Raw genomic sequence first — 15,332 nt, 5'->3', positions numbered from 1 at the left:
GCGAAAGCAGAAAAAATCAATCAGATCGTGCAAGGTTAAATCCTAAACACTAGAACAATGGGTCTTCCGCCTCGAATCATCTAAGTCAAAATGGATAAGATGAACGTTCAACGACTATCTCGTATAACTGACGAGAGTACACCACAAGCCTATGGTGGTGGAAAAATCCTCTATCTTTAAGTAGATAAACATATAGTCTGCGCTCATGTGAAAACATGAGAAGTTCATAAGAGAACTGGCTAAGGAATTGCGCCCTTAGTTGAACAAGATAAATTTTATTAAATCTATCAAACTTCATTGAAAATATCGAACGTACGTGCTATGTTGGGTTCAATGAGGTGAGAATAATAATGAAATTTTCACGAGTTAGTCAAGTATCAGAATTAACAGGTTTGCATCCGAGTAGTCTAAGGAGAATGCTGGTGGAACACGCTACTATTCAGAAGAACAAATCTTTCATTAAAGGAGTTAAATTCTGATGATATTGGCGAAGAAAGTCAGACTGATTCCAACGCCTGAACAAGAGCAAGTGCTTAGAAACCATGCCGGTGCTGCAAGATTCGCTTATAACTATTGTAAAAGAATGAGTGATAGATACTATAAGCTATTTGGAAAATCTGTTTCACAGTTAGCTTTACAGAAACGATTTACAAAGATCAAGAAGCGAAAGAGATATGAGTGGTTAAAAGACATTAATGCACAAGTGCCCAAACAGGCTTCAAAAGATTTTGATACGGCGAGAAAACATTCGTTCAAAAAGTACAAAAATGGTTATCACACTTCTTATAAATCCAAAAAAGATTTAATCCAAGGATTTTATGCCAATTATGAAAGACTGATTATAGGAAAGAAAGTAGTTCATATTCAGTCCATTGGAGAAGTGAAAACAAGCCAACAACTACCAAGAAATAAAAAACCATCAAATCCAAGAGTTACATTTGACGGTCGTCACTGGTGGATTAGTGTAGGATTCCAAGAAGACTTTGAATCACAAGAACTAACCAATGAGTCGATTGGTGTGGATGTTGGTTTAAAAGAGCTGTTTGTAGCTTCTAATGGTACGAAAGAACGAAATATAAACAAAGATGCCAAGGTTAAAAAACTTTTGAAAAGGAAAAAGTCAGCGCAAAGAGATATGTCTAGGAGATTTAAAAAAGGTATAAAAATTCAATCTGCCGGATATGAAAAAGCGAAAACTGAGCACCTGCGGTTATGTAGGAAAATTACGAATATCCGAAATAACCATATCCATCAAGCAACAGCTAAATTGGTGAAAACCAAACCAATGAGGATTGTTGTGGAAGACTTATCTATCTCAAACCTGTTAAAAAACAAAAAACTATCGAAAGCATTTTCATTTCAAAAATTACACTTCTTCTTTCAATGTTTATCATACAAGTGTGAGAAGTACGGCATTGAGTATGTAAAAGCTGATAAATGGTTCGCTTCAAGCAAGATTTGCTCATGTTGCGGAGTTAAATACGACCATTCAGTTCAACCAGAAGGACAGTGGAGTTTAAANNTGTTATACCCCTCGTCCCTTTGGGGCTGCGAGAACACGATGAAGCACTAACTTGTGTAAATTTGATTGAATTGTATAGATTTAGTTAAGTTTATCGTATCGGGAAGTTACAAAATATTCATCCGCTTGGAATGACAATTATAATAGGGACTTTATTTGCGAGATTTGCTACTTCAATGAGCATTCCTTTTTTAGCAATTTATTTAACAACTGTTAAAGACGTTTCAGCTGGAATGACGGGTGCTATTATTGGAACAAGTGCGCTTGTTGGGGTGTTTGCTAGTTTTATTGGGGGTAATTTGTCGGATCGATTTGGTCGAAAGAAGATTATAATATGGTCCATGATTGTTTGGGTGTTTGTATTTATAGGTTTTTCACTTGCAGATCATGTTTTAAGTTTCTTTTTATTAAACGCTTTGAATGGATTATGTCGGTCTTTTTTTGAACCGACGTCAAGAGCATTATTATCAGATTTAACGAAACCAGAGTATCGTTTACTTGTATACAATTTGCGTTACGGTGCAATAAATGTTGGGGTGGCGATTGGCCCGCTTGTCGGATTACAGATTGGAAGCGCAAAATCAACAATTCCGTTTTTAGTAGCAGCTGGAGTATACATTCTATATACAGCTATTTTAGCGTTCCAATTTAAGAAATATCCACTAGAAAAAAAGAAAGTAAATACAGAAAAGCCTGTCACAATGTTAAATGCAATTCGTATTTTGCGAAAGGATGTAGTATTTTTAGTTGCTTTAGTCGGTATTATTTTGAGTAATTGTGGCTTTTCACATTTTACAACTACAGTATCTCAATATTTTGCAAATGCACATATATTTCAGGATGGAGTAAAGTTGTTCTCATATATGCTAGCTTTAAATGCGATTATTGTAGTGACTATTCAATACCCTGTTATTCAAATGTGTAAAAAGTATACACCGTTAGCATCGATTATGGTTGGAACCTTATTTGTGAGCGGGGGATTGTTTGGATTTGGGATAATAGAATCTATGTTAGGGGCTGCTGTTTGTACATTTATTTTTACAGTGGGAGAAGTTTTGATGTTTTCAATGACGGATGTATTTATTGATGAGATAGCTGTTTCACATCTAAAGGGAACCTATTTTGGAGCGATGGGATTCTCTGGAATTGGGGGGGTGCTTGGTCCGTGGTTTGGGGGAGTACTTCTCGATTACTACGGGTTCCAAAATGGGTATTTCGTATTTTCAGCGCTAGCTATCATTTCAACTATATCGTTTCCAGTTCTGTTAGTTGCAAAAAGTTTGTTGAAAAAAAGATATGATAGAAATTTTAATATAGAAATACGTGCGAAATAACATAAGCCCCAGTAAATGACTGGGGCTTATGTTTGTATTTATAGTAATCGTTAATTTGAAAAAAGAACTTTTTTTTCATGTTTATTAGCAACTTCATTTTTAGAAATATGAATGGCTAAAAATCCATTCTCTAGGCAGGCTAGCATCTTTTTATAAATAATATTAGCGGGTAAAGGAATGGTCCGCTGTAAAGAAATATTTTTATGAAGTATGCATATGTTTAGGCCTGTCTCCATCTTTTTAATGAGTACATTTTGTTCAGTCACATTTGGTACATCTGTTTCCAAAATGTATTCTTGTTCAGTTTCACAAAGGTCAATATGAATTTGATTTGGAAAACTAAAGTTACTACAGGAATCAGAACAAAATTGATCCATCCATTCTTCGAAACCATCAACATGAAAAAGACAATCCTTCTTTTTCTTGCCCATGTAAGATACCCTCCGTAAAATATCAATTCATATCATGTTATGCATGAATCAAATAGAGGTGAAGAATAAATGGCGAAATATAAACATTTTATGTTGAATATGCACAGTATGTGAATAGTTTCTTATTACATATCATGATGTGCATGGTTTTTTTGGCGTGAATGGTTACGGTTTTTTACTTTATGAGAACCGCTTAATGGTTCAGGTTGTCCTTTTTTCTCTTTTGATTCACGATTGTTTTTTCCCATTGTATGTGACACCTCCTCTTTCTTTTTAGAATGAGAGAAGTTGGCGATTTTATACGAGAATGTTTTTAGAAAAAAGGGTAAAGATAAATGGGACTAACTATTACAGAAAGGGGATCATATAATGCCATATCATAAAGATAAACAACAAGCTTTTCAAGCGGCACAGCAAGGGGTTACACAAGCAGAGAATACATTTAACAACATTGTGAAAAATGATCCAAACTACGGTCATGATTTAAAAGAGTTACGCCAAGAGGTTCAGGAAGCATATGAACAGATTCAAAATGCACTAGAGGTAGCTTCAGAAACACAACGTCCACAACTTGAGCAATATGAAAATAATCTCCAAAATATTATGCGAAATGTAGATCAAATAGAAAAGTAAATGAGGTTGTTGAGTGTTCGACAACCTTATTACTTTAACAAACACTATGTTGAAACAGAAAATTTTTTTATTAGTTTTTTCTTTACTATGCGCAGTACATATATTTCAAGTGGAAAAAGTGGAAGCGAAAATGTTGCTCAGAAAAGAGCTAGAACCAACTGGTTATGTAACGTGGGAAGTACCTAATAATGAAAAGATTATTGCAATTACATTTGATGATGGACCAGATCCAACTTATACACCACAAGTTTTAGATTTATTACGTCAATATAAAGCGGAAGCGACCTTTTTTATGATTGGATTTCGAGTTCAGCGTAATCCCAATTTAGTAAAGCAAGTGTTAAAAGATGGGCATGAAATTGGTAATCATACGATGAATCATTTGTATGCGAATAATTCATCAGATGAAAAATTAAAAAATGATATTTTAGATGGAAAGAAATATTTTAAAAAATGGGTGAAAGAACCTTTGTTATTCCGTCCCCCAGGCGGATATATTAATGACGCTGTATTTAAAACAGCTAAAGAAGCTGGGTATCAAACTGTTCTATGGTCGTGGCACCAAGACCCACGTGATTGGGCAAATCCAGGGGTTGAATCTATTGTAAATCATGTAGTGAAAAATGCTAAAAGTGGAGATATTGTATTGTTACATGATGGAGGAAACGATCGTAGTCAAACAGTAGCGGCGTTAGCGAAAATTTTGCCAGAGCTTCACAAACAGGGCTATCGATTTGTAAAAGTTTCGGAATTATTGCAGTATAAACATTAGAGAAAATCCCAAAAGGCAGGCGTACCTTTTGGGATTTTTTATTACTGGTTCTTTTTACGTTTCTTATTATTTTGTCGCTCTGCTGGAGTTAAAGGTTCGTTTGCAAATTCTTCATTGTAACCTGTTCCTTGTCCTTGTGCAGAAGCAGCATTCATTCCTGAAATAACATGATTTGCTTTTCGTTTACCCATTTTATTTCACCTCTGTCCTGTTTCTTATATGAGCAGTTCATAACACGTATGAACTGTAAGTAAAGCGCTGAAAGAGTACTTTACTTTATAGTAATAGTATTGATAAGGAGTATGGACACTATTCAAATTTAGAAAGATAAAGAAAACTTATGATAATCCATAAGTTTCTTATTATTTACTTATTTAGAAAGTTGTAATAAGATATTATTGTAAGGTATTGAAAAGTTTGTCTACATTTTATATTCAGACAACTTAGTCACGTTTAACAGGGGGGAAACATAATGGTCAAACATAATCCATTTCAATCACGTGCAACTTTTGAAGTAGATGGAAAGACGTATCATTATTATCAATTGAAAGCGCTTGAAAACGCAGGGGTTGGCAACGTATCTCAATTACCATATTCGGTTAAAGTTTTACTTGAATCTGTACTTCGTCAAGTAGATGGACGTGTAATTACAGAAGAGCATGTTACAAATTTAGCGAAATGGGGAACGAAAGATGTTCAAGATATCGATGTTCCATTTAAACCATCTCGTGTAATTTTACAAGATTTCACTGGTGTTCCAGCTGTTGTAGATTTGGCTTCGCTTCGTAAAGCAATGGCAGATATGGGCGGAGATCCTGATAAAATTAATCCAGAAATTACTGTAGACCTTGTAATTGATCACTCTGTACAGGTTGATAGAGCGGGTACAGCAGACGCGCTTGCATTTAACATGGACTTAGAGTTTAAACGTAATGAAGAACGTTATAAATTTTTAAGCTGGGCACAAAAATCATTTGATAACTATCGTGCAGTTCCACCAGCTACAGGTATTGTACACCAAGTAAACCTTGAATATTTAGCACCGGTTGTTCACGCGGTGAAAAATGCTGAAGGTGACTTAGTTGCATACCCAGATTCATTAGTTGGAACAGACTCTCATACAACGATGATTAACGGTATCGGTGTTCTTGGATGGGGCGTTGGTGGTATTGAAGCAGAAGCAGGAATGCTTGGACAGCCTTCATACTTCCCAGTACCTGAAGTAATCGGTGTGAAATTAACGGGTACACTTCCAAGTGGTACTACAGCAACTGACATTGCATTAAAAGTAACACAAGTATTACGTCAAAAAGGTGTAGTTGGTAAATTTGTTGAGTTCTTTGGTAATGGTCTAAAGAGCATGCCTTTAGCTGACCGTGCAACAATTTCAAATATGGCACCAGAATACGGCGCAACTTGTGGATTCTTCCCAATCGATGATATTTCTTTAGAATACTTACGTTTAACAGGTAGAGATGAAGAGCAAATTCGCGTTGTTGAAGAATACTGTAAAGCGAACGGTTTATTCTATACAGCAGACAGTAAAGATCCAATTTACACTGATCTTGTTGAAATTGATTTAAATACAATCGAATCTAACCTTTCTGGACCGAAACGCCCACAAGATTTAATTCCACTTTCAGATATGAAAGATGCGTTCCACAAAGCTGTTGTAGCACCAGTTGGAACACAAGGACTTGGATTTAATGAGCAAGAGTTCGATAAAGAAGTGAAGGTTACATTAGAAGATAAAGAAGTAACGATGAACACAGGTGCGATTGCCATCGCTGCAATTACAAGCTGTACAAATACATCAAACCCATATGTATTAATTGGGGCAGGTCTAGTTGCGAAGAAAGCAATTGAAAAAGGACTTACAGTACCTGAGTATGTAAAAACATCATTAGCACCAGGATCTAAAGTTGTTACTGAATACCTAGATAAATCAGGTTTAACAACATATTTAGATCAATTAGGTTTCCAAACAGTTGGTTACGGCTGTACGACTTGTATCGGTAACTCTGGTCCATTAGCAGAGGAATTAGAAGAAGCAATCGCAGCAAACGATTTATTAGTAACATCTGTTTTATCTGGTAACCGTAACTTTGAAGGTCGTATTCATCCACTTGTAAAAGCGAACTATTTAGCATCACCACCACTTGTTGTGGCATATGCACTTGCAGGTACTGTTGATATTGATCTGAAAAATGATGAAATTGGTAAAGATGCAAATGGCAATGCTGTTTACTTCAACGATATTTGGCCATCAGCTAAAGAAATTGAAGATGTAGTTCAAAGTGTTGTTACATCTGAACTGTTCAAGAAAGAATATGCACAAGTATTTAACAGCAATGAGCGCTGGAATGAAATCCAAACTTCAAATGAAGCTTTATATACTTGGGATAATGACTCAACGTATATTCAAAACCCACCATTCTTTGAAGGTTTATCTAAAGAGCCAGGTGAAGTTGAAACATTATCAGGATTACGCATAGTTGGTAAATTTGGTGACTCTGTAACGACAGACCACATTTCACCAGCAGGTTCAATCGGTAAGCATACACCAGCTGGACGCTACTTATTAGAAAACGGCGTACAACCAGTTGATTTCAACTCTTACGGTTCTCGTCGTGGTAACCATGAAGTTATGATGCGTGGTACATTTGCAAACATCCGTATTAAAAACCAAATCGCACCAGGAACAGAAGGCGGATATACAACATATTGGCCAACTGGTGAAGTAACATCTATCTATGATGCTGCTATGAAATATAAAGAAGATGGAACAGGTCTTCTAGTTGTTGCTGGTAAAGATTACGGTATGGGAAGTTCTCGTGACTGGGCTGCGAAAGGTACAAACTTATTAGGTATTAAAGCAGTAATCGCAGAAAGCTTCGAGCGTATTCACCGCAGTAACTTAGTATTAATGGGCGTATTACCACTTCAATTTAAAGATGGCGAAAGCGCTGAAACGTTAGGTCTTGTTGGTAACGAGTCATTTGAAATTCAAATTGACAAAACAGTTAGACCACGCGATCTTGTAAAAGTAGTTGCAATCGATGCAGATGGCAATGAAAAACAATTTGAAGTAGTAGCTCGTTTCGATAGTGAAGTTGAAATTGACTACTACCGTCACGGTGGTATTCTGCAAATGGTTCTTCGTGAGAAAATCGAAGAGTCTAAAGTGTCGAACTAAATAATTGAAATAAACGATAAGGAAGCTAACAATTGTTAGCTTCCTTATTTTATGGAAAGGGATGAAACCATTTGGTTTCATCCCTTTCTTTTTACTATAAAAAATGGAGGGAACGTTATGAAAGAATATAAAAAAATATTGTTACCGCTACAGAAAGAAAAAATGTTAGTAATAGCAGCTATATGCAGTGGATCCTTCGCAGCTATTTTAAACTTATCCCGTCCGATTTTCATGGGATTAATTGTAGATAACCTGATCCAGCGGGAGTTAAAGGGAGCGTATCTTTATATTACTTTGTTTGCAGTTAGCCGTTTGTTAATGTGGGTGAACAATCTTTCATTTAATTATGTAAGTTCAAAAGCGAGTCAGCGAATATTACGAGAGAAGCGTATAGATGTATTGCGTCATTTTTTCTCGTTACCCTTTGAAGAGAGTGAGAAGATTAAACAAGGAGAGTTAGAGACATTAGTTGTGTCTGATATTCCGAATTGGATTAGGTTATATGGTTCTATATTAATAGAATATATACACGCTATTGCGCAATTTATCGGTGCGTTCATAGCACTACAACATATAAATATACAGTTCATATTGTGGGTAACCCCGTTTTTATTTTTAAGTGCAACGGTTCCGATGTTAATGGGGGAAAAGGTAAGAAATATTGCAAGCATTGCTCAAAAAAATCAATCAAGTGTTGTAGAGATGGTGTCACAGTTTGTAAAAGGAGCACAAGATTTACGTAGTTTGCAAAAGGAAAAATGGGCCATTCGCTTATTTAAGGGAGTAACCGCACAATCTTATAAAAAAGAAGTAAAGAAGACGATGATGCAACACTGCATTGGAGTAGTTGGAACAGTGATTGAAACAGGAGCATATATCGTTGTTCTCATTATAGGTGCGCAAAAAATAATAAAAGGGGAAATGGAAGTTGGTTCACTTGTTGCAGTGTTAGCTACAATTGAAATGCTCTTTTTTCCAGTCCGTTACGTGGGCGATTTATTAATGATGACACAAGTTGCAGTCGCTTCAGCAAATAGAGTTTTTTCTTTTCTAGATAAACGAGTGGCAGATAGTAATCGAGAAAGATCGATGGGGATGACGATAACAAATGTTTCATTTCAGGAGAGTGATGAAGAGAAATGCAGAATTAATAATATTGATTTGCAAATTCATCCTGGTGAACTCGTTATTATTGTGGGAGAAAGTGGTGCAGGAAAAACAACGCTTTTAAAATTAATGACAGGTTTGTATAAACCATCTAAAGGTAGCATCGTTTATTACGGAAATGAGGCTCGTATGACTACAGTGTGGCAAGAACCTCGTTTTTTTCGGACGACAGTAAAAGAGAATATGTATTTCGGGGAAGAGGGTTTAGAAAAACAATTAGAAAAAACTGCTGAACTTGTAAACGTAACGCCGATTATTAGTGGGTTACCTGAAGGGATTAAAACTGTACTACATAAAAGCGGTGAAGAGTTTTCGGGAGGAGAAAGAAAACGTCTTGCATTATTGCGAGCAATTGGTTCAAATCCGAACTTTATTATTTTAGATGAACCAACTGCGGGATTAGATCCGAGCAATCAAGAAGTTGTTTGGAATATGATAGAAGGACTAGAAGGAGAAGTAACGAGAATTGTGGCAACACATGATGTAGAGAAAGCGATACTAGCAGATCGTGTTGTCATCATGAGAGAAGGAAGTATTGTTGCATGTGGAAGTCCTGAAAAATTAATAAATAGTCATTCGTTTTTTAAGAGATGTGAATAAAGATAAGAGCACTGCTCTTATCTTTATTCATCATCATTAATTTGATACTCGATAGAATCTGAATGGTTAAGATCAACGTTAAATGTAGTAGTCATATAAAAAGTTACAATACCAAGGATTACGAAAAGGACAAATGAGACTAGAGAGACGTAGAGACAAATTCGTCCTACTTTCTTTTTCTCAGGTTCTTTACTAAAGAGTGAAATGATCCAAGTAATAATACCAATTGGGTATAAAAGAAAACTAAGAATGTATAAAAGTATTTTTTCAAATGAATTCATAAAAAATCCCCCTTTTTGAAGGTTTTAACACTACTGTTATATAAGAGAGTAAAGAAAACACAGTAAATAATCCAAGCATCTAAGCTTTGTAAAGCTAGGGTATATCAAAACTAGAGATAGTAATGAAAAATAAAGGTAAAAAAGTGAATGGCTCAATTAGAAAATATGTATCCCCTTGTATACTTTTTTTCTAATTATATGATGAAAAGGGAATTTTTTCTATCTAAATAAGAATATTCTAATTATTTTGACTGTGAATATTTCCAAGCTTGTCCGTATAAGCTAAAATAAGGTATATAGTATGTTGATGGATATGTTAAAAAAGATAAACACGTTAGGGTGATATAAAATGTGGCGGAAGCTTACGATTATTGTAGTGTTACTTTGTTTAGCGGGATATGCGGCTTATGAACAGTTTGGTAAAAAAGATCAGGCGGTACAAGGGAAGCAAGAAAAAAGTGAAGCTGCTATGAAAGAGATGATCGCACGGAACGGTATAGAAATAGGAAAGAATGCACCAGATTTTGAATTAACTAAGTTAGATGGAACGAATGTAAAGTTATCGGATTTAAAAGGGAAGAAAGTAATTTTAAACTTTTGGGCAACGTGGTGTGGACCTTGCCAGCAAGAAATGCCTGATATGGAGGCTTTCTATAAAGAACATAAAGAAAACGTAGAAATTTTAGCAATCAATTATACTCCTTCAGAAAAAGGTGGGGGAGAAGAAAAGGTAAGCAATTTTGCGAAGGAAAAAGGAATTACTTTTCCTATTTTGTTGGACAAGAACATTGATGTGACAACAGCGTATAAAGTAATTACCATCCCAACTTCGTATTTTATAGATACGAAAGGTGTCATTCAAGATAAGTTTATTGGGCCGATGACTCAAAAAGAGATGGAGAAACGGGTTGCAAAATTAAAATAACGGTGAAAAGGTAGAGGTGGAAAGTTACCATTTCTGCCTTTTCTTTTTCACGTAGTGATAGCAGCATGTTATGATAAAAGAAATATAAACGTTTAGAGATAAAGGAGGGGTTGGAGTGGGGAATGTATCCTTACCGTTAGATTATGTTGTAATCGATTTTGAAACAACAGGATTTAACCCTTATAATGATAAAATTATTCAAGTTGCAGCAGTGAAATATTGTAATCATGAACTAGTAGATCAGTTTGTTTCATATGTAAATCCAGAGCGTCCAATTCCGAGCCGAATAACGAGTTTAACAGGTATTACAAATTATCGTGTTTCAGATGCGCCGACAATTGAAGAAGTGTTGCCTTTATTTTTAGCATTCTTACATACAAATGTTATTGTGGCTCATAATGCTTCTTTTGATATGCGTTTTTTGAAAAGTAATGTAAATATGCTAGGATTACCTGAGCCTAAAAATAAGGTGATTGATACGGTGTTCTTAGCAAAAAAATATATGAAGCATGCGCCTAATCATAAACTTGAAACGTTAAAGCGAATGCTTGGAATTCGTCTGAGTTCTCATAATGCATTTGACGACTGTATTACGTGTGCAGCTGTGTATCAAAAATGTGCATCTGCTGAAGATGAAGGGAAACGAAAAGTAAATAAGGCTGTATTTGATGAAACTGTGGTATACGAAGCAGTGAAAGCAATACTTGCACGCAATAAACGTAATGTAGAATGGCTGCGTTATATGAACGTAGGCAGTTACTTAGATATAAAAGCTTTTTATCCAGTTATGAGATTAAAGGTAAAAGGCAGAAAGAAATACGTATTAACAGAAATAGTAGAAGATGATGTGAAAGAAATATGTACGAGCTTAATATGTGAACCAGCTTTAAAAAGTGAAATTGGCAATACGAGAATTATGCTTAATAGCTTAGACGATGTTTTGAAATTAGAAAGTTATATTTTAGAACAGTATGATTTTGTATTACAAGCGCTTGAAGAGTATAAAGAAAATGAAACAAATGCAGATGAAAAATTAAAAGAGTATTTAAATGTTAGGGTATAAAAAACTCCGTGTACAGTAAATTGTATACGGAGTTTTTTTAGAGGAGTACTAAAACATAAAATTTTCTTGCAAATCTGATTAAAGAGTTTTTCATTTGCTCATACTATGTAGTAAGAAAGCGAAGGAGAAAGGGTGAGCAGCATGAGAAGAAGTCGCCGTAAATCGTTTGAAGAACTTGTAAATGAAAATAAACAACAATTATTAAGTGATCGCGATGCAATCGATCGCATTGAAGAACGTATTGAAAAACGTTATGAAATGAAACTTTTTAAGCAAGCTGAATAATTCTTAACACTAGTACGATACTAGTGTTAAGGAGGCGATAGTAATGGGTAATCCGAAAAAGAATTCAAAAGACTTTGCACCAAATCAAATTGGAACACAATCGAAAAAAGCTGGTGGAAATAAAGGGAAGCAAATGCAAGACCAAACTGGCAAACAACCGATTGTAGATAACGGTTAAAGAAAAGGAGAATGTTGCATTCTCCTTTTTTATATGTAAATGAAACGAAGAATTAAATATTGTAGCATGAAAAAAGGGCTGACAAAAGTCAGCCCTTTTTTGTAATTGTAAAGTTTTCAACGAGTAAACGCCAATTTTGCGGGAAGGGTAAACCGATTTTCCAGTAACTAATGCCACCGATACCTTGTTCTTTCATTAAATTGAATTTACTTTGAACAGACCGTGAATCTTCAAACCAAACTTCGTGTTGTACGCCGTTTTCATCAAAGTAATTAAAATGGGGGGCTTGAGCTGTGAAATCATAGCGGATAGGAACATTGTATTTACGTGCTAATGCGACGGCTGCGACAGAACTAACAGCTTTTGCGGGTGGATTTCCTTGTTTAAACGGAAGTTTCCAATCGAAACCGTATAAATTTTGACCCATCATAATTTTTTGTGGAGGCATTTGAGATTTTGCATATTGAAGTACTTCTTTTACAGGACCGATAGGAGAAATTGCCATCGGTGGCCCGCCTTGCCAACCCCAGTCGTATGTCATAATGACGACGAAATCAACAATTTGCCCTTGTGTTTTATAATCATGTGCTTCAAAGAATTTTCCTTTTTGAGTGGAGCTTGTTTTCGGTACAAGCGTTGTACTTAATGTATATCCGCTAGGTAAGCGTGTTTTCACATTTCGTAAAAAGCGATTATATGCTTCGCGATCTTCAGGCGCCACATTTTCGAAATCGAAATGAATGTCTCGCATACCGTATTTTTCAGCCGTTTGCAAAATGTTCGTAATAAATTTATTTTGAATGGTTGGATCACGCAACAAAACAGATGTTAATTCAGAACTAAAGTTCCCGTTTTCGATATTTGTAATAACGAGCATAGGGATGGTTTTCCCTTGCGTTGCAATATTAGCGATTTTAGCTGTTTCAGTAGGTTCTTTTAATGTACCATCTCTTTTTGCTTCAAAGCTGAAGTACGCTAAGTATGTTAAAAATGGATTAATAGCACGTGTAGCATTTACTAAACTTTCTTTTATTGGAATTGTTGAAGGTTGTAAATAAGCGATGGAATCTACGGCTCGCTTTGCACCTTTTGGTATATATAATTGTTGTCCGACATGGAGAATGGATTTTAAAGATAGATTATTAACTTTAGCTAAACTAGCGAGGGGAACGTTATATGTTTGAGAAATTCGATACAGGCTGTCACCAGGCTGTACGTAGTAGTTATTTCCTTTCGTATTCACGATAAGTGCCTGACCGACAACGAGAGTTTCAGCTGGATTTAGTCCATTGTCTTTTACAATTTCTTCAGGTGTAGATCCATATTTTGATGCTAAGCTATAAACACTATCACCGCTACGAACAGTTATAATTTGAATCATGTGCTTGCCCCTTTCGGTAAAAGATTCACTGTTTTTATTTTATTTTTGATTCCGCTGTATTATGATTAAATGTATGCAAGGTAGCAGAAGTGAAAGAAGGCGAATAGAAATGTTTGTAGCAGAACATGAAGTTGAAATCCGTTATGCGGAAACTGATCAGATGGGTGTTGTTTACCATTCAAACTATTTAGTGTGGCTCGAACTTGGGCGCACGAAACTTATACAAGAATTAGGATTTTCCTATGTGGAAATGGAGAAAGAGGGAATTATTTCTCCTGTATTAGACTTGCAAATTTCATATCGTAAAGCAATGCGTTACGGAGAAAAGGCAATTGTGAAAACTTGGATTGATAGTGTGAGCCCGCTTCGTGTTGTATATGGATATGAAATTTATAATGGTGAAGGCGAGCTTTGTATCACAGCCACTACAACGAATATTTGTGCGAAAAAAGAAGGATTTCGCCCTGTATCATTTAAAAAATTATATCCTGAGTGGTATGCGAAGTATGACGAAATTAAGAAAAAATAAAAAAGCGTGGCAGCAGCCACGCTTTTTTATTTTTCATAATTAAATTGAGGAAAATCATCACAGTCGTTAAGTGTAACTAATAAATTATGTCCATCGAAGAACCACTCATCATCGCCTTCAATAAAGAAATTAATGCTTTCCTCTTGAATTTGAACAGCAGGATGTGCAGGGTCATCTTTACGAATACCTAAAGAAAGTCCTTTTTGTACAGTACTGCAACCACCGTATTGTACGAAAAAGCGTAGTGTTTCACCTGATTGTAAGTTTAATTCGTTTTTATACCATTGTGCTGCTTCTTTTGTTACGGAAAGATTCATGTATAGTTCCTCCAAGTTATATTACTTTTTCTTTAGTATAAAAAATAACGCAAAAAGACGCTATTAATATGCTTCACGTTTTCTTTTTGCGTTATGTGGGTTGCGATTTTATTTTTTCTTTTTTGAAAAATTTGCTTTCGGTTCAGTTTTATTTATAATTCGTCCGATATTTGCACGGTGTTTATAAATAACCATACCTGCTAATAAACACATCGCAATAATGAAGATTTTATCCCCGCTAACAATGGATGCAATAACAGCAACGACAGCTGTTACCATAGAAGAAAGTGATACGTATCTTGTTGTAAATAAAAGGGTGAAAAATACAACAGCTAATATTGCAAAAACAACTGGTGAATAGCATAATAGCACTCCAGCAGAAGTTGCAACTGCTTTGCCACCACGGAATTTCGCGAAAATCGGATATACATGTCCAAGAACAGCTGCTAATCCGAACCATAGCGGGTGAACATCTAACCCGAAAATAATCGGTAGACCTGTTGCTAATGTACCTTTTAAAATGTCAGCAATTGTAACGATAAAACCTGCTTTTTTCCCTAACGTGCGGAATGTATTTGTTCCGCCTAAATTACCGCTTCCATGCTCACGAATGTCGATTCCATAACCAATTTTCCCAACGACTAATGCAAATGGAATCGATCCAAGTAAGTAGGCAACGATAAATAAAAGATATGTAATAATCATGAGTTCAGTCTCC

General features: G+C 35.5%; 18 protein-coding genes. 11 read left to right on the top strand and 7 right to left on the bottom strand.

Annotation, left to right across the window (positions count from 1 at the left end):
- Positions 1–478: 478 nt before the first annotated feature.
- Together COI75_RS21870 and COI75_RS21865 are read left to right on the top strand one after the other, a co-directional pair.
- A complete protein-coding gene (locus COI75_RS21870; RefSeq protein WP_098448638.1) occupies positions 479–1,573 on the top strand; it encodes an RNA-guided endonuclease InsQ/TnpB family protein in 1,095 nt (364 codons plus the stop codon).
- Between the two features lie 80 nt (positions 1,574–1,653).
- Positions 1,654–2,856 carry an MDR family MFS transporter gene (locus COI75_RS21865; protein ID WP_000152528.1) on the top strand — a complete coding sequence of 401 codons (1,203 nt, stop codon included), beginning with the start codon at positions 1,654–1,656 and terminating at the stop codon, positions 2,854–2,856.
- 50 nt (positions 2,857–2,906) lie between these two features.
- Here the strand turns inward: COI75_RS21865 and COI75_RS21860 are convergent, their stop codons facing one another.
- Together COI75_RS21860 and COI75_RS21855 are read right to left on the bottom strand one after the other, a co-directional pair.
- On the bottom strand, positions 2,907–3,287 hold the full coding sequence (locus COI75_RS21860) for an Hsp20/alpha crystallin family protein (protein WP_000516741.1): 381 nt from the start codon (positions 3,285–3,287) through the stop codon (positions 2,907–2,909).
- A gap of 125 nt (positions 3,288–3,412) precedes the next feature.
- Positions 3,413–3,535, bottom strand: coding sequence for a small acid-soluble spore protein P (locus COI75_RS21855; protein ID WP_000517651.1), 123 nt, complete (start codon positions 3,533–3,535; stop codon positions 3,413–3,415).
- Positions 3,536–3,656: 121 nt separating this feature from the next.
- On the opposite strand from COI75_RS21855, the gene COI75_RS21850 reads away from it, so the two are divergent.
- Positions 3,657–3,920: a hypothetical protein gene (locus tag COI75_RS21850; RefSeq protein WP_001146301.1), complete on the top strand. Its 264-nt coding sequence runs from the start codon at positions 3,657–3,659 to the stop codon at positions 3,918–3,920.
- Positions 3,921–3,966: 46 nt separating this feature from the next.
- Positions 3,967–4,692, top strand: coding sequence for a polysaccharide deacetylase family sporulation protein PdaB (gene pdaB / locus COI75_RS21845; RefSeq protein ID WP_141530761.1), 726 nt, complete (start codon positions 3,967–3,969; stop codon positions 4,690–4,692).
- 41 nt (positions 4,693–4,733) lie between these two features.
- Here pdaB and sspO read toward each other — a convergent pair whose 3' ends face one another.
- The gene (gene sspO / locus COI75_RS21840) at positions 4,734–4,883 is read right to left on the bottom strand and encodes a small acid-soluble spore protein O (RefSeq protein WP_000518061.1); all 150 of its coding nucleotides are present in this window, start codon (positions 4,881–4,883) and stop codon (positions 4,734–4,736) included.
- Positions 4,884–5,164: 281 nt separating this feature from the next.
- Between sspO and acnA the strand changes: the two genes are divergently transcribed.
- On the top strand, positions 5,165–7,888 hold the full coding sequence (gene acnA, locus COI75_RS21835) for an aconitate hydratase AcnA (RefSeq protein WP_000238586.1): 2,724 nt from the start codon (positions 5,165–5,167) through the stop codon (positions 7,886–7,888).
- Between the two features lie 51 nt (positions 7,889–7,939).
- Entirely contained in the window at positions 7,940–9,655 is a 1,716-nt protein-coding gene (locus COI75_RS21830) for an ABC transporter ATP-binding protein (RefSeq protein WP_141530757.1), read from the top strand.
- Positions 9,656–9,678: 23 nt separating this feature from the next.
- Here COI75_RS21830 and COI75_RS21825 read toward each other — a convergent pair whose 3' ends face one another.
- Positions 9,679–9,936, bottom strand: coding sequence for a hypothetical protein (locus tag COI75_RS21825; protein ID WP_001083862.1), 258 nt, complete (start codon positions 9,934–9,936; stop codon positions 9,679–9,681).
- A gap of 349 nt (positions 9,937–10,285) precedes the next feature.
- Between COI75_RS21825 and COI75_RS21820 the strand changes: the two genes are divergently transcribed.
- The 4 genes from COI75_RS21820 to sspN all read left to right on the top strand — a co-directional run bounded on the left by COI75_RS21820 (position 10,286) and on the right by sspN (position 12,387).
- Entirely contained in the window at positions 10,286–10,861 is a 576-nt protein-coding gene (locus tag COI75_RS21820; protein WP_000269062.1) for a redoxin domain-containing protein, read from the top strand.
- A gap of 115 nt (positions 10,862–10,976) precedes the next feature.
- Complete coding sequence (locus COI75_RS21815; RefSeq protein WP_000528746.1) at positions 10,977–11,924, top strand: 3'-5' exonuclease; 948 nt, start codon at positions 10,977–10,979, stop codon at positions 11,922–11,924.
- A gap of 141 nt (positions 11,925–12,065) precedes the next feature.
- Positions 12,066–12,209: an FbpB family small basic protein gene (locus COI75_RS21810; protein ID WP_001254699.1), complete on the top strand. Its 144-nt coding sequence runs from the start codon at positions 12,066–12,068 to the stop codon at positions 12,207–12,209.
- 43 nt (positions 12,210–12,252) lie between these two features.
- Positions 12,253–12,387 carry an acid-soluble spore protein SspN gene (gene sspN / locus COI75_RS21805; RefSeq protein WP_000527988.1) on the top strand — a complete coding sequence of 45 codons (135 nt, stop codon included), beginning with the start codon at positions 12,253–12,255 and terminating at the stop codon, positions 12,385–12,387.
- 88 nt (positions 12,388–12,475) lie between these two features.
- Here the strand turns inward: sspN and COI75_RS21800 are convergent, their stop codons facing one another.
- A complete protein-coding gene (locus tag COI75_RS21800; protein ID WP_000614683.1) occupies positions 12,476–13,768 on the bottom strand; it encodes a glycosyl hydrolase family 18 protein in 1,293 nt (430 codons plus the stop codon).
- A gap of 109 nt (positions 13,769–13,877) precedes the next feature.
- On the opposite strand from COI75_RS21800, the gene COI75_RS21795 reads away from it, so the two are divergent.
- On the top strand, positions 13,878–14,297 hold the full coding sequence (locus COI75_RS21795; protein ID WP_000495818.1) for an acyl-CoA thioesterase: 420 nt from the start codon (positions 13,878–13,880) through the stop codon (positions 14,295–14,297).
- A gap of 26 nt (positions 14,298–14,323) precedes the next feature.
- Here the strand turns inward: COI75_RS21795 and COI75_RS21790 are convergent, their stop codons facing one another.
- Complete coding sequence (locus COI75_RS21790; RefSeq protein ID WP_098448637.1) at positions 14,324–14,614, bottom strand: HesB/YadR/YfhF family protein; 291 nt, start codon at positions 14,612–14,614, stop codon at positions 14,324–14,326.
- 108 nt (positions 14,615–14,722) lie between these two features.
- Complete coding sequence (gene plsY, locus COI75_RS21785) at positions 14,723–15,319, bottom strand: glycerol-3-phosphate 1-O-acyltransferase PlsY (RefSeq protein WP_000587637.1); 597 nt, start codon at positions 15,317–15,319, stop codon at positions 14,723–14,725.
- Positions 15,320–15,332 lie beyond the last annotated feature (13 nt).

Source organism: Bacillus cereus, assembly GCF_002564555.1.
GTDB classification, from domain to species: Bacteria; Bacillota; Bacilli; order Bacillales; family Bacillaceae_G; genus Bacillus_A; species Bacillus_A cereus_K.
The sequence above is the reverse complement of the archived record's forward strand: the minus strand, read 5'-3'. Positions and strand labels throughout refer to the sequence as shown.

Excerpts from the sequence above, each read along its gene's own strand:
- COI75_RS21790 (WP_098448637.1), bottom strand. The coding sequence starts at position 14,614 with ATGAATCTTTCCGTAACAAAAGAAGCAGCACAATGGTATAAAAACGAA.
- COI75_RS21860 (WP_000516741.1), bottom strand. The coding sequence starts at position 3,287 with ATGGGCAAGAAAAAGAAGGATTGTCTTTTTCATGTTGATGGTTTCGAA.
- COI75_RS21820 (WP_000269062.1), top strand. The coding sequence starts at position 10,286 with ATGTGGCGGAAGCTTACGATTATTGTAGTGTTACTTTGTTTAGCGGGA.
- pdaB (WP_141530761.1), top strand. The coding sequence starts at position 3,967 with ATGTTGAAACAGAAAATTTTTTTATTAGTTTTTTCTTTACTATGCGCA.
- COI75_RS21825 (WP_001083862.1), bottom strand. The coding sequence starts at position 9,936 with ATGAATTCATTTGAAAAAATACTTTTATACATTCTTAGTTTTCTTTTA.
- plsY (WP_000587637.1), bottom strand. The coding sequence starts at position 15,319 with ATGATTATTACATATCTTTTATTTATCGTTGCCTACTTACTTGGATCG.
- COI75_RS21850 (WP_001146301.1), top strand. The coding sequence starts at position 3,657 with ATGCCATATCATAAAGATAAACAACAAGCTTTTCAAGCGGCACAGCAA.
- acnA (WP_000238586.1), top strand. The coding sequence starts at position 5,165 with ATGGTCAAACATAATCCATTTCAATCACGTGCAACTTTTGAAGTAGAT.
- COI75_RS21810 (WP_001254699.1), top strand. The coding sequence starts at position 12,066 with ATGAGAAGAAGTCGCCGTAAATCGTTTGAAGAACTTGTAAATGAAAAT.
- COI75_RS21855 (WP_000517651.1), bottom strand. The coding sequence starts at position 3,535 with ATGGGAAAAAACAATCGTGAATCAAAAGAGAAAAAAGGACAACCTGAA.
- COI75_RS21795 (WP_000495818.1), top strand. The coding sequence starts at position 13,878 with ATGTTTGTAGCAGAACATGAAGTTGAAATCCGTTATGCGGAAACTGAT.
- sspN (WP_000527988.1), top strand. The coding sequence starts at position 12,253 with ATGGGTAATCCGAAAAAGAATTCAAAAGACTTTGCACCAAATCAAATT.
- COI75_RS21865 (WP_000152528.1), top strand. The coding sequence starts at position 1,654 with ATGACAATTATAATAGGGACTTTATTTGCGAGATTTGCTACTTCAATG.
- COI75_RS21800 (WP_000614683.1), bottom strand. The coding sequence starts at position 13,768 with ATGATTCAAATTATAACTGTTCGTAGCGGTGATAGTGTTTATAGCTTA.
- COI75_RS21830 (WP_141530757.1), top strand. The coding sequence starts at position 7,940 with ATGGAAAGGGATGAAACCATTTGGTTTCATCCCTTTCTTTTTACTATA.
- sspO (WP_000518061.1), bottom strand. The coding sequence starts at position 4,883 with ATGGGTAAACGAAAAGCAAATCATGTTATTTCAGGAATGAATGCTGCT.